General features: G+C 42.3%; 8 protein-coding genes and 5 pseudogenes. 10 read left to right on the top strand and 3 right to left on the bottom strand.

Annotated features, from left to right (window positions below; all coding sequences use genetic code 11):
• The first annotated feature begins 440 nt into the window (after window positions 1-440).
• The 8 genes and pseudogenes from uvrA to TT11_RS03180 all read left to right on the top strand — a co-directional run bounded on the left by uvrA (window position 441) and on the right by TT11_RS03180 (window position 9,480).
• Window positions 441-3,350: pseudogene (uvrA, locus tag TT11_RS03215) on the top strand (excinuclease ABC subunit UvrA).
• 314 nt (window positions 3,351-3,664) lie between these two features.
• Window positions 3,665-3,826: a hypothetical protein gene (locus TT11_RS03210; RefSeq protein WP_261869057.1), complete on the top strand. Its 162-nt coding sequence runs from the start codon at window positions 3,665-3,667 to the stop codon at window positions 3,824-3,826.
• Between the two features lie 240 nt (window positions 3,827-4,066).
• Window positions 4,067-4,351 carry a KAP family NTPase gene (locus TT11_RS03205; RefSeq protein WP_261869056.1) on the top strand — a complete coding sequence of 95 codons (285 nt, stop codon included), beginning with the start codon at window positions 4,067-4,069 and terminating at the stop codon, window positions 4,349-4,351.
• A 67-nt stretch (window positions 4,352-4,418) separates the two neighbouring features.
• Window positions 4,419-5,948, top strand: a complete 1,530-nt coding sequence (locus TT11_RS03200; RefSeq protein ID WP_261869055.1) for a hypothetical protein — start codon at window positions 4,419-4,421, stop codon at window positions 5,946-5,948.
• 294 nt (window positions 5,949-6,242) lie between these two features.
• A pseudogene (locus TT11_RS03195) lies at window positions 6,243-7,030 on the top strand (threonine/serine exporter ThrE family protein).
• 1 nt (window position 7,031) lies between these two features.
• Window positions 7,032-7,486, top strand: a pseudogene (locus tag TT11_RS16960) (threonine/serine exporter family protein).
• Window positions 7,487-7,650: 164 nt separating this feature from the next.
• Window positions 7,651-9,016, top strand: a pseudogene (gorA, locus tag TT11_RS03185) (glutathione-disulfide reductase).
• 251 nt (window positions 9,017-9,267) lie between these two features.
• Window positions 9,268-9,480 carry a hypothetical protein gene (locus tag TT11_RS03180; RefSeq protein WP_102090330.1) on the top strand — a complete coding sequence of 71 codons (213 nt, stop codon included), beginning with the start codon at window positions 9,268-9,270 and terminating at the stop codon, window positions 9,478-9,480.
• A 46-nt stretch (window positions 9,481-9,526) separates the two neighbouring features.
• On the opposite strand, the gene TT11_RS03175 is transcribed toward TT11_RS03180, so the two are convergent.
• The 3 genes from TT11_RS03175 to TT11_RS03165 all read right to left on the bottom strand — a co-directional run bounded on the left by TT11_RS03175 (window position 9,527) and on the right by TT11_RS03165 (window position 12,165).
• Complete coding sequence (locus TT11_RS03175; RefSeq protein WP_261869053.1) at window positions 9,527-9,802, bottom strand: N-acetyltransferase; 276 nt, start codon at window positions 9,800-9,802, stop codon at window positions 9,527-9,529.
• Complete coding sequence (locus TT11_RS03170; protein WP_261869052.1) at window positions 9,759-10,151, bottom strand: hypothetical protein; 393 nt, start codon at window positions 10,149-10,151, stop codon at window positions 9,759-9,761. Before TT11_RS03170 ends, TT11_RS03175 begins: the two co-directional genes overlap by 44 nt.
• Window positions 10,152-10,515: 364 nt before the next feature.
• The gene (locus TT11_RS03165; RefSeq protein WP_261869051.1) at window positions 10,516-12,165 is read right to left on the bottom strand and encodes an FAD-dependent oxidoreductase; all 1,650 of its coding nucleotides are present in this window, start codon (window positions 12,163-12,165) and stop codon (window positions 10,516-10,518) included.
• A gap of 416 nt (window positions 12,166-12,581) precedes the next feature.
• Between TT11_RS03165 and truD (TT11_RS03160) the strand changes: the two are divergent.
• Both truD (TT11_RS03160) and truD (TT11_RS03155) read left to right on the top strand, forming a co-directional pair.
• Window positions 12,582-13,136 (top strand): annotated as a pseudogene (gene truD / locus TT11_RS03160) (tRNA pseudouridine(13) synthase TruD); the annotation flags it as partial.
• A 39-nt stretch (window positions 13,137-13,175) separates the two neighbouring features.
• A complete protein-coding gene (truD, locus tag TT11_RS03155) occupies window positions 13,176-13,718 on the top strand; it encodes a tRNA pseudouridine(13) synthase TruD (protein ID WP_261869105.1) in 543 nt (180 codons plus the stop codon).
• Window positions 13,719-13,810: the final 92 nt, after the last annotated feature.

Here is a 13,810-nt window from a genome sequence, read left to right as displayed (position 1 = left end):
ACAATAAAGTAAAACGTTGTCAGCACAATTAATGGCTCACTCACCATATATACGTAACGACGAACGCTTCTATAAAATCACATTTTTGGTCAAAACCATAACAAACGATGCCTGTTACTTAACACTGATTTGATTTAGATTTGCTTAGTCCTATAAAAAATCGTCATAGGAACGATAAGCAATACAAAGCCAAACAATAATAGAAAATGAATAACTAGGCTGGCTTAACTTTTACCTTATCAATATATGTACCTTTTATAACGACACTGTTCATAACGACTGTTTTGTTTATAACGATACTCTTAATAACAACGCTACTTATAACAACATCATAAATTTAGAATTATTCACGTTTTAACCAATCACTTTACTGATCTGTATTTACTTTTGACTTGAGATATTCCCCAATCCCCTTTTAGCAAATAGGAAACCTGTAACCGATGGCACATGACCATATCGCAATACGCGGCGCACGTACTCATAATTTAAAAAAACATCGATTTAGACATTCCACGAGATAAATTCGTGGTAATTACTGGCCTATCTGGCTCTGGTAAATCTTCGTTGGCATTTGACACGCTATATGCCGAAGGGCAACGTCGTTATGTCGAGAGCTTATCGGCATACGCTCGTCAGTTCCTCTCGCAAATGGAGAAACCTGACGTCGATAGTATCGAAGGTCTATCCCCTGCGATTGCTATCGAGCAAAAATCAACCAACCATAATCCACGCTCGACCGTCGGTACGATTACCGAGATTTATGATTATCTGCGTCTGCTATATGCACGCATCGGTACGCCATATTGCCCTGAGCATGGCGAGCCGATGGTGGCGCAGTCGGTCACTGAGATGGTCGATCAGGTTATGGCATTGCCAGATGACACCAAGATTATGATTTTGGCACCCGTCATTCGCGAGCGTAAAGGTGAGCATACTGTCTTGCTTGAGCAGCTGATTGGGCAAGGTTTTGTCCGTGTACGCGTTGATGGTGATGTCTATGATACCGACGAGCTACCGACGTTGGATAAGAAGAAAAAACATACCATCGAAGTGGTGGTCGATCGCTTTAAAGTCCGTGACGACTTGGGCAACCGTGTCGCTGAGAGCTTAGAAACAGCGCTACGTCTAGGCCAAGGACTGGTCACGCTACACTTTATGGATGGCAATCCAAAGGAAGGCGGTGACGAAAACCAAGTCATGTCAGCCAAGCACTCATGCCCTGTCTGTGATCGTGCGGTACCTGAACTTGAACCACGCATGTTCAGTTTTAACAATCCATATGGCGCGTGCCCAAGCTGTGATGGCCTCGGTAAACGTCAATATTTCGCCGCTGAAAAACTGATTACTCATCACGAGAAGTCACTTAACCAAGGCGCAATCAATGGTTGGGACAAGCGTCATGCATACTATTTCGGTTTGCTTAGCACTGTCTGTAAGCATTTCAAAATTGACATGGATGCACCGTGGCAGGACCTGTCAAAAGAGCAGCAAGACCTCATCATGCATGGTTCTGGTAAAGAAAAGCTGACCTTTAACTTTACCGATGAGCGCGGTCGCAAAACGAACAAGACTGTACCATTTGAAGGCGTGCTTCCCTACCTAGAGCGTCGTTATGCCAAGACGCAAAGTAACCTCGTCCGTGATGAGTTGGCTAAATATCTGGCTGATACCACTTGTAACGTCTGTGACGGCGCGCGCCTGAATGAAATCTCACGCAATGTCCGTGTTGATGATCAGACCATTGCAGAAATCGTTAAGCTGTCTATCGGTGATGCGGCTGACTATTATAAAACGCTAAAGATTGGCGGTCATAAAGGTGAAGTCGCCGAAAAAAATCTTTAAAGAGATTAATGAGCGCTTAAACTTCCTCGTCAGCGTTGGACTGGACTATCTAACACTTGCTCGCTCTGCCGAAACCCTATCAGGCGGTGAAGCACAGCGTATTCGTCTGGCTAGCCAAATCGGTGCTGGTCTGATGGGCGTCATGTATGTACTTGATGAGCCGTCAATCGGTCTGCATCAGCGTGACAATGACCGTCTGCTAAAAACCCTTACGCGCTTACGTGACTTGGGCAATACGGTACTGGTCGTTGAGCATGATGAAGATGCGATTCGCCAAGCGGATCACGTCATCGATATCGGTATCGGTGCCGGCGTACATGGTGGCCACGTGATTGCCCAAGGTACAGTCGATGACATCATGGCAAATAAAGAATCGCTCACTGGACAATATATGTCTGGTAAGAAGAAAATCGAGATTCCAACTGTGCGTCATAAAGCCAAAACCATCGATGTCGAAGTCAAAGGTAAAGCCAAAGCCAAAAAAAGTACCGATGACCATCGAGCTAAAAGGCGCGTCAGGCAACAACTTACATGATGTAGATTTGACCATTCCTGTTGGGATCATGACTTGTGTGACTGGTGTCTCAGGTTCGGGTAAATCAACCTTGATTAACCGTACCCTTATGCCATTGGCAGCGACTCAGTTGAATAATGCCTCAACGCTGATTGCCGACAAGTTTGAAAGCATTAGCGGTCTTGAGTATTTGGACAAAATGGTCGATATCGATCAAAGTCCAATCGGCCGTACACCGCGCTCAAACCCAGCAACTTATACTGGTGTGTTTACCCCTGTGCGTGAGATGTTTGCCCAGACCCAAGAAGCGCGTGCTCGTGGTTATAAGCCTGGTCGCTTTAGCTTCAACGTGAAAGGCGGGCGCTGTGAGATGTGCCAAGGTGATGGTCTCATCAAAGTTGAGATGCATTTCTTGCCTGATATGTATGTGCCATGTGATACTTGTGAAGGCAAGCGCTACAACCGTGAGACGCTAGAGATTCACTATAAAGGCAAAACCATCGCTGACGTGCTTGATATGACCGTTGAAGATGCCGTTGAGTTCTTCTCAGCGATACCAGCGATCTATCGTCGTCTGCAAGCATTGATGGATGTCGGTCTGAGCTACATCCGTCTCGGACAGTCTGCGCCAACGCTATCAGGTGGTGAGGCGCAACGTGTCAAACTGGCGCGTGAGCTTGCCAAACGTGATACGGGACAGACGCTGTATATCTTGGATGAGCCAACCACTGGTTTGCATTTCCATGATATCGATAAGCTGCTCAATATCCTGCATGCCCTACGCGATAAAGGTAATACCATCGTCGTCATCGAGCATAACTTGGATGTCATCAAAACGGCAGACTGGGTGATTGATCTAGGCCCTGAAGGCGGTAAAGGTGGCGGTATGATCATCGCTGAGGGTACGCCCGAGGAAGTGGCTGAAGTCAAAGAATCCTACACGGGTATATTCTTAAAGCCGATGCTTGAGCAAGGTATGAAAGAAGTCAGCTAATACCGTTAGTCATGATTGATAAAAGGCCACTCTTTATAGAGTGGCCTTTTTTTTATTGGCTGGCATAAGGAGAAGCACAAACCATAAGCTATGAACGGAAATCGATATATAAACTAAGACTTAAGTTGCTTCACTGCGTTACCTTTCTTAATATTTATTAAAGATACTTAAAAGTTAAATGTATTAATATTTAAATGGTTAGATATGACGCGTAAACGCATACGATATAGAAACAACTGGTTAATAACGATATAGCCAACACAAATTGACGCTACCCACTCTTGTACGACCCCTGAAACTTTTAAGGACTTCTTATGAAAAAGTTACTATTTATTGTCTTAGCATCTACTGTTGGCGTTAGTGCCTGTGCGTCAAGCGGCACATCAAATGGCGTAAGCGATCGCAACCATCAAAGACCTGCGATGTCAGCGGATATGAAGCAAGCATGGATGACTGTGCTCAACGAGCTGGCGTAAAAATGTCTAAAGAAAGTCGTCCAAGTAAAAGTGATATGAAAAAACTAGAAGCCTGTATGAATGCAAAAGGCTATAAAAAAACCTGAAGGACATGGTCAAGGCCGTCCGCAATAATTAGCATTTTTAGATGATTAATGATAAAAGGCTACTCTTTAGAGAGTGGCCTTTTTTGTTGGTTAAGGTTTTAAATTTGGTGTTAATATAATCGTTAATTTAAGAACATATGTAAGGTTGTCAGCAATGGCAAATGTCGAAAATATTGAGAAGCGAATTTTAAAATTAGTTGATACTGACATTCCTTGTGCTATTGCGCTAACTGGTGAATGGGGTGTTGGCAAGACACATCTATGGGACGAACTTCGTGATAAAAATGAAGAAGTGTTTTCTGGTAAAAAGTATGCCTACGTTTCTTTGTTCGGTTTGGATTCATTAGCAAGCCTAAAATCTGCAATTGCTATAGAAGTTCATAAATCAGTTGGGGTTAACGACAGTATATGGAAAAAAAGATATCCTCAAACCTATTAAAAAGTTTCTATCTTCCTGACAGGTAGCAACATTGGAACTACTTCTGATGTCCGCATAGGACTGAATCTTGGTAATAACCTTATTACGAGTATTGTTTTTTTCACATCTCAAAAATACATTAGTTTGCTTAGATGATATAGAAAGAAAGTCAAATGGCTTACCGATGTCGGAGATCATGGGATTAGTGAATTATCTTAAAAATGAACGCAGGTGCCAAGTATTAATGATAATGCACGATGAAGAATCAGACGATAAAGAATATTTTGATAAGCATAAAGAAAAGGTGTTTGATGAAGTCCTGATTTTAGACGAATCATTGTCAATTATTAAAGATAAAATTAGTGACATTGAGACATTTCCTATCTACGAAAAATTCTATCAAACTATGGGTGTTAGAAATCTTAGATTTTATCAGCGCGTTCAGAGAATCTATCAGGAGATAATAAAACACTCATCATCTTTATCAAAGCTGAGCAAGGAAGAAATTCTAAGACAAATTCTCATTATCAAGCTTGTTAATGACATTCCTAAAGTTCTTTATGTCGATATGAAAGAGTTAGAAATGTATTTTTCCGAAGATGGTCTCGATGACCGATTAGATATCTTTTTAAAAAGTGATGATGACGCGTTAAAAGCAACTGTGAGAACTAAGAAAGAATTCGTAGAGGAAAAGCTTTCAAAATTCCATCCTAACTTCCGTATGCATGGTTGGAGTATAGTTGTTATCGAACTGATTACGAATATTAATATAGATAGTGAAAAATTTGAAAGACTGCTAAACCAAGACTTAATCAATGAAGAAGCTTTGGAAAGTGATAGAGAAAAAGAAGTTTTAATTAGTGAGCATCATAGTTTAAATGCAGGAGATAATTTCAATCAAAGGCTTTTTGAAAGTGGTGTAAAGCAGATTGGTAGAGAAACCCTAACTAACTTAAGCTTTTACTGCAACACTCTTAAGAAAAATGGTGAAATGGTATTGTCTGTTCAGTTAGAAGACTTCGTAAAGGACTATATTAGAAGAAAAGTATCTGAAAATTCTGACTACTGGCATAAGGAAAAATGGTACTTTTTTGATGTAGAGTCATACGATATATTCTATGAATATCTAGTTCAGGTAGTCAAAGAAAGAAAACTAGAAATAAAGCAGATAAATGATATAAATTTAATTTGTGAAGCCTTCAAACGCTTTTACCAAAATGGCTATCATAGTGAAGAGCTATTCGAAGCTATGAGAGATATCCAAGAAGATGACTTAAACACATTACTTTGGCAACCTATTGATAATGAAAGAGATCGGAAACAGTATATCCGAAAAATTCTGCAGCATCCTGCCTTTAGATTTAGAAAAATAGTGCAGACTATGTTTACTAATGGAGTTTTACTAAGGGATAAAAATTGGATATTAGTAAATAATAACTATCGGGAAAATATACTCTCTGCCCCTTACCAACCTTCTATTAGCCTCCTTAAAACTGAAGAAGTAAGACGTTGGACACTAAAGTTGTTAAAGAAAAGAGCTACCGATAATCCTAACAGTAGAGCAGCTATTGCAAATTGGTTAGAATATTCAAATAACCTGAAGAACCTAAATTCTTAGGTCTACGAATACATTTTTTTTAGTGGAAAAACTGATTACTAGGCTAGAAACTGGAAGGAAAGCCGGATTAACTCCATCATAATATAAATCCAATTTATAGTTGATTCAGTTTAAAAGAGATGCAAGGCAACTGAGTGTAGATGTATATGTGATACTTCAAACGAGGTTAACGCTGTAACTCTTTTATAGAGGATTGACTATATCGTTACCTTGCTATATTCGTATCGCTACCCTATCCACTCCCAGACCCTTTATAATAGCGTATCAATATCAACCAATACGCGTATCTCACCCATGACCTCTATCAGCTACGTAAAGCAGCAGCGCATTACTCGACTATGCGTGCGCTGCGGATTACTCCTTATGCAGTACGGCGCTGAGTCTGCGTGGTGGTGGACTTATCCAAACGCTTGGGGCTTGCCTTGGGGATGAACAGTGTCGAGTGTTCGCTGAACTTTAATGCCATTACCTTGACGACTATCTGTGACGAGCGCTGTATCACTACCACTAGAGACACGATCAATCAGAGCATCAACGTCAATCTGTTGGTACAAATCCAGCAAATCGTTAATAAGACTGAAGCCACTGTCGATCATAATGAATTGATTGACCGCACTACCCTTGCCTTTGATGAGTTGGATAAGACCGTGTATCCAACGTGGCTAGTCAGTCTGTTTGTTGGTGCATCTTGTGCCGCATTTGCTTATCTGAATGGCGGTAGTTGGTCGATTACGGCGGTAACATTCATCGCTGGTATGGTAGCAATGTTTACTCGTATCTATCTATCCAAGCACCACTTTAACCCTTTTATCACGGTCATTGTGACCGCATTTATCGCCTCCCTCATTGGGGCGACGACCTATTATTTTGATATTGGTAACAATGCGGATATCGCTGTTGCCTCCAGCGTACTGCTATTGGTGCCCAGCTTTCCTTTGATTAACTCTTTGTCCGATATCTTAAAAGGCTATGTCAATATTGGCGTTGGGCGTGCGGTCTTTACCTATATGCTCACCTTATCCGCGTGCGTCGGTATCGTGATGGCATTGGTTTTACTTCGCATACAGCATTGGGGGTTTTAAGATGTGGTTTATCAAAACCGTCATACTGTCTTGTATCATCACTCTTGGTTGGACGCTAATGTTTAGCGTACCCAAACGCTATATACTGCCTTGTTTACTGATGACTGCCTTTGGCTTTGGACTAAAGACAGCGCTCGTTTATCAGCACATTCATATCGTGGTTGCCAGCTTTTTTTGGCGCGATGCTTGCCAGTTTTTTTGGGCGTGTATTTTTCTAAGAAATATACTCTGCCGCCAAAAGCGCTCATCTCACCCAGTGTCATCTGTATGATGCCTGGTATCGCCGCCTATAAGGCGATGGTCAGTATGGTACAGATAGGTTACTTTGGCTTTTCAGATGAGTTATTTAGCCAAATGATGGTGTATTTGTTCGAAGCTTTATTTGTCACCTCAGGATTGGTGCTCGGCTTGTCCATTCCGGGGTTGTTATTTTATAGACGTCGTCCTATTGTATAGATGATCTTAAATATCTAAATGCTAGGCTTTTCTTAATCAAACACCATTTATACTCAAGCGATTCAACACATCTTAACCATAAAAAACTTGCAAGATGGATGATAAGACCCATTACAGTAGAGTCAGAAACAGCACCCATAACAACTTAATAAAGAGACCGTATTATGACCAAACATTATGACTATATCTCTATTGGCGGTGGTAGCGGCGGCATCGCGTCACTCAACCGTGCAGCCAGCTATGGCAAAAAAATGCGCCATTATCGAAGCCAATCAATTGGGTGGCACTTGTGTGAATTTGGGCTGTGTTCCCAAAAAGGTCATGTGGTATGGCGCCCAAGTGGCTGAAGCCATCCATAAATATGCACCAGACTATGGTTTTGATGTTGAGTTAAAAGGTTTTGACTTCCAAAAGCTGGTACAGAGCCGCCAACAATATATCGAAAACATTCACCGCGCTTATGATAACAACTTGGCCAAAAACGGCGTCGAAGTGATCAAAGGTTTTGCTAAGTTCGTCGATACCAATACCGTCAAAGTAAATGGCGAGCTGATTACCGCTGACCATATTTTGATTGCTACGGGCGGTCATCCGATTCAACCAGATATCAAAGGCGCAGAATACGGCATCGACTCTGACGGATTTTTTGCGTTGAATCATTTACCAAAACGCGTGGCGATTGTGGGCGCTGGCTATATCGCTGTCGAGATCGCAGGAGTGTTAAACAGTCTGGGTGCCGAAGTGCATTTGTATGTGCGCAAACATTCACCACTCCGTACGTTTGACCATACTATCGTAGAGACTTTGCTGATAGAAATGGAACAAGCTGGCATCAAGTTACACACTAATACAGTGATCAGTGAAGTCAATAAAAATGACGATGACAGCCTCGATCTGACTACCAACGATGGCGGTGAAGACTGTATCGACACTGTCGACTGCTTGATTTGGGCGATTGGTCGTGCGCCATCGACTGATGGTATCAACCTGCAAGTGACAGGGGTCGAGACGACTGAGACGGGTAAAATCAAAGTCGATAAATTCCAAAATACCAATGTCGATGGTATTTATGCGGTTGGCGATATTATCGAGAACAGCGTAGATCTAACGCCTGTAGCGATTGCTGCTGGTCGCCGCTTATCTGAGCGTCTGTTTAATAATAAACCCAATGAGCACTTAGACTATACATTGATACCAACGGTGATTTTTACTCACCCGGCTATCGGTACGATTGGGCTGTCTGAAATCGATGCGGTAGAACGCTATGGCAAAGAAAACATCAAATGTTATACCTCAAGCTTTACCGATATGTATAGCGCGGTCACTCAACATCGTCAAAAATGCACCATGAAGCTAGTATGCTTGGGCAATGACGAAAAAGTCATTGGTTTGCATGGTATTGGTTTTGGCGTCGATGAGATGATTCAAGGCTTCGCAGTCGCTATCAAAATGGGCGCGACTAAGGCTGACTTTGATAATACCGTTGCCATTCATCCAACTGGCTCGGAAGAGTTTGTGACGATGCGTTAAGCTCACTGTTTAACGTTTCTCTTATTCTTAGCTATTATAAAAAAAGGATGCCATTTGAGCGTCCTTTTTTTATTGTCAGTCATGGCGTAAGCATATAGCTTCGTAGGTCTAAAACTGGCTCAGTACTTTTGTATCGTACTGATGACTACTGTACTTTCTAATCATTATTTGCATTGAAAAATTTAAAGCAAGGCATACTGACAGCGCAATCCTGTTGCTGCTATGATGCCCTTAATAATGACCGTTGAGAGATGACTGTGTGGCAAGTGTACTTATTTATATTACCAATTGGGCTTGGTATCATGACCTTGGCAGCAAGCCTATTGTTTTTGTTCGCTTATCTCATGTCGGATGATAATACCACGCGCTTGCCAGCATTTAACTGGTTCAAGCGCTTAATTATTGTGGCATTTATGCTTCTGAGTATTGGTCTGTTTATGACCTTTGGACATTTTTGGGGTTAATTTAGATAGAATATTTTTTTAGTGTTTTTTTACTAAGCCAATTTGATTAGCTAACGAATTTTTCGAGTTCTAATAACTCTAAATCATCACGCTTTGGCTCGCCATTGTTGCCATCGTTTGGAAACGGCATTTTATTACCATTGAACTGATAACCGCGGCGCTGATAGTAAGCCAAAAGCTCAGGACGATGACTTAAGATAGACATAGTCAGACGGCTAGGCTGATTAAGTGACTGTAAATGACGATCTGCAAAGGTCTCAGCTGCTTGTAGTATTACATTACCAACACCCTTCCCTTGTAGCAAAGGATGTACCGCAAACATGCCGATATAGGCTTTTTTTATTTGAGTCAGCATCGGTTTTGATATCGACAGCGATACAGCCAAATATCTCACCCGTCTCATCTCCACCACGGTGGCCTGTTGTGGTTTTTGGATAGACAAAATAATAGTGATTAGGGTCATTGATTACGGCAGCGAGCTCCGCTGATGTGGTCCTGATACCGCCGATTAAGTCGGCCTCATTGGTCCAGCCCGCTGTCTCGCGATAGCAGCAGTTCAATAACTGCTCAAGTGCGACAATATCATCCAATGTCGCTTCACGCAAAAATACCGACTCTTTATTAAAGTGGTCTGTTTTCATATTGCTGTTATTTATATTGTTTTCGCTCATATTATAATTTTTCCTTTTCCGTCTATGTATAGTTGCATTCAAATAATTTCGATACAAGAAAACCGAGTGTAAGTTATAGATTAGTATACTTAACAAGGATGACGATGTAGCGGATTTATATGGATTTGACTATAAAAAAACTGGCTTAGATCACTAAGCAGTCTAGGGTATGTCATTAATTAGATTGTGAGGCTTAAAATGAGAAAAGTTGTAGATAAACGAGGAAAAAATTGCCGTTAATATGAACATATTTGCAAGATTTCTGACAATGTTTAGCAAAATTTAGCCATTTTAAGACCACTAAATGTATTCATGTGCTAATTGATGACATGCCCCAGATACTAATACTTATTGCTTGATAGTACTAGGGCGATAATGCATGCGCTTGCTCAATAATATCAAGCCCTGCATTGAGCTGAGCGCGTGTCGGTGCATGACCACGGCGTAATAGCTCGGAGAAGGCAACCAGCTCTTTATCACGTCCAAGCGTACTTGCTGCACTAGCCCGTGTATCCTCGCCTTCATCATCGAAGTAGTATTCAATATAATCATGCGTATCTGGCGTACCAAATAGGATATTGTGATCTGGTGTCTCGGCATGACCGCTATAGCGTAGGCTCTTGCCATATTGCATGGTCCAAAAGAACGGTATACGCGCCTCTAATGAGTCGACACTGTCATCATTCAATATCGCAGCAGCTGTGACCATACCATGCTGCAGCGCCACGCGCCAATGCTCGATACGCATGCGACCCATTTGATTGGTAGCTTTTGCAATATCACCCAGCGCATAGACGCCATCGCGCAGCTGTAGATGCGCATCGACTTGTACACCATCTGGATCGTTAACTTCGCTCAATATCTCTGTACGTGGAGACACGCCAGTACCCAATATCACGATATCGGCATCAATGTGTTCACCATTCGCCAGCGTGACACCGCCTACATTTGAGAAAGCCTGATTATTATTATCTCCATCCTTGTCCACTTGACGATCAACCTTAGTAATTTCATTAACGGTTGCGTCAAACACAAAATTGATGCCCTTCTCTTCATGTAATTTAACTAAGGCGTTACTCACCGTTTCAGAGACAATATTGCCCATCACGCGGCTACCTTGACCAATCACTGTAATAGAAGCTGTCGTGCCTGCTTGTGCTAATGCCGAAGCAGTCTCCATACCGATAAAACCTGTACCGATAATCACCACACGCTGGTCATGACTGGCCGCTTTAATTAGTTTGGCATCACTTATGCTACGTAGTGTATATACGCCATCCATCTCAGCACCTTTAATAGGTGGTAAGTTTGGTTTAGCGCCAGTGGCGACGACCAAGAAATCTGCAGTTTGACGTTCGCTGTTGCCATCATTATCCTCTATAACGACGGTCGCTTCATTGGGTAGCACTTCGCTAACCGTTTGGTTGAGGCGTAACTCAATATTGTTATTATCCGCCCAGTCAGCACCGCCCAATAGCAGCTTATCCTCGTCCATCTTACCTGCCAAAAATGCTTTGGATAATAAAGGACGATTGTAAGGAGCCTTATCCTCTTTACTAATCAACGTAATCTTGCCGCCATAGCCACCCTGACGCAACTGGTCGGCCGTCATAAATCCTGCACCGCCACCACCAACGATAATGGTATGAGTGTCAGTTAATTTATCATTTTCGACCTGCCCCGTTACCTGAGCTGAGGTATCGACTGTCAAATTGTCACCATCATGAGTCAGCTCATACTGGGTCAAGCCTTTTGTCGCTATCGGCTCTAATAAAGAGCCATCGCGACTATCAAAAGTCGCATGATGCCAAGGACAAACTACCCGATTACCACAGCGTAATCCGTTACCCAAATCTGCACCTGCATGTGGGCACTTACCATCGAATGCACGGAACTCATCGTCATCGCGAGTGATTAAGATGATACTATCGTCTTCTTGCTTATATGATCTCATGCCACCGCTTGGGATATCTGCTTTACTGATGGTGACTGTGTTGATCGTTGCGTCGGTCATAATGCTTCCTTAACAGTTATAATGATGTCTAATGACAGCAGGTTGAAAATGACCGTAACCAACCAGACAAATTCAACTTATCCTATTATTTTTAATATGCTATGCATTGATAGTAGCAAGCGCACCGCGTACACGATGTTTTTTTGTATGTTTGCTGCGTTGCAAAACGTAATTATGCGACTTTGCTTTCCGCACTCTTTTTACTTCTAATCATTATTAATAAACAAAATAAAAGACGACCTTATGACTTCTCAAGATAATCAAAACGAAACAACTACTACTTCTCAAGATAGTTAGATAGCCAAGCTGCTACTATTCATCCAACAGCTATTGATCAAAACGCTAATGAACAAACAGCCAGTGAGCAAATTGACTTAGCTCATATTGATGTTGCCACTATTACAGATACTGCAAATTTGCCACAGCCAAGTTTGCAGCCAATACAGCAAGCGACTTATAAAGCCAATGCGACTGATTTTATCGTTAATGAGCTATTGCCATTAGATTTCACTGGTGAAGGTGAGCATTTATGGCTACATATCGAAAAATCAGGCATGAATACTGCTTATCTGGCGAAACTACTATCAGAGTGGGCAGACATTCCATTACGTGATGTTGGCTACTCAGGGTTGAAAGACCGTCACGCATTGACGACTCAGTGGTTCAGTTTGCGTATACCAAAAAACAATTACCGCCTACTGAGTTTGCACCGGTAGATATCGGCGAAAATGAGACTGTCACTATCCTTGCGCAGCACTGGCACAATAAAAAAACTCAATCGCGGTACGCACCGTGCCAATCAGTTTGTTATTACTTTACGTGATATTCAGTTTGCGAGCGCTGGTGACGAAAATGTTGATGACGGAAGTAACGCATCACCCGAGCAACTACTATCTGCAAAAGAGGCCGTCGAGCAGCACCTAACGCGCATTGGTAGAAACGGCGTACCCAATTATTTTGGTCCACAGCGTTTTGGTCGTCAGGGTAATAACGTCAGAGAGGCTTTATCACTGTTTGCTCGTCCACCGCGAGAGCCTCGCCCACAATCAAAAAAGAGCAAACGTAAGCGTGCCCCGCGCGAGCAAAATACGATGGAATTGTCTGCTGCACGTAGCTTGATATTTAATGAGATATTGGCAGCACGGGTACGTAATGGCAGCTGGAACACTGGCCTAGCAGGTGAAGTGTTTAATTTAGATGGCTCAGGATCAATATTTACTAGTGAAACACTAGATGATACGTTGCATGCTCGTATTGACAGTGGCGATATTCATCCAACTGCCGTGCTATGGGGCACGGGTAACGATAAAGTTACCGGTAGCGCTGCAGATTTAGAGTCCGAGGTAGTACAACACAGCCCCCTACTTATGCAACTAGCAACTGGATTAGAGCAGCGTGATATTAAGGCGCAAAGAAGAGCGCTACGCCTACCGCTTGAGGCGTTAAGCTGGGAATGGTCGGACGATCAGACGCTGGTGTTAAACTTTACTTTGACTACAGGTAGCTTTGCCACAAGTGTGCTCGCAAGCTTAGTTCAGCAATTAGCGTCTTGATTGGATGGATTAATGAAACTGGCATCTAAATTGGACTAAGCAATAGAATATCAGCCATACCGATAATACTTATATAGTGTTAGCAGTATGGC

Source organism: Psychrobacter sp. JCM 18901, assembly GCF_000586435.1.
Classification (GTDB): Bacteria; Pseudomonadota; Gammaproteobacteria; order Pseudomonadales; family Moraxellaceae; genus Psychrobacter.
The sequence above is the reverse complement of the archived record's forward strand: the minus strand, read 5'-3'. Positions and strand labels throughout refer to the sequence as shown.

Excerpts from the sequence above, each read along its gene's own strand:
- TT11_RS03210 (WP_261869057.1), top strand. The coding sequence starts at position 3,665 with ATGAAAAAGTTACTATTTATTGTCTTAGCATCTACTGTTGGCGTTAGT.
- TT11_RS03205 (WP_261869056.1), top strand. The coding sequence starts at position 4,067 with ATGGCAAATGTCGAAAATATTGAGAAGCGAATTTTAAAATTAGTTGAT.
- TT11_RS03180 (WP_102090330.1), top strand. The coding sequence starts at position 9,268 with ATGACTGTGTGGCAAGTGTACTTATTTATATTACCAATTGGGCTTGGT.
- TT11_RS03175 (WP_261869053.1), bottom strand. The coding sequence starts at position 9,802 with ATGTTTGCGGTACATCCTTTGCTACAAGGGAAGGGTGTTGGTAATGTA.
- TT11_RS03170 (WP_261869052.1), bottom strand. The coding sequence starts at position 10,151 with ATGAGCGAAAACAATATAAATAACAGCAATATGAAAACAGACCACTTT.
- TT11_RS03165 (WP_261869051.1), bottom strand. The coding sequence starts at position 12,165 with ATGACCGACGCAACGATCAACACAGTCACCATCAGTAAAGCAGATATC.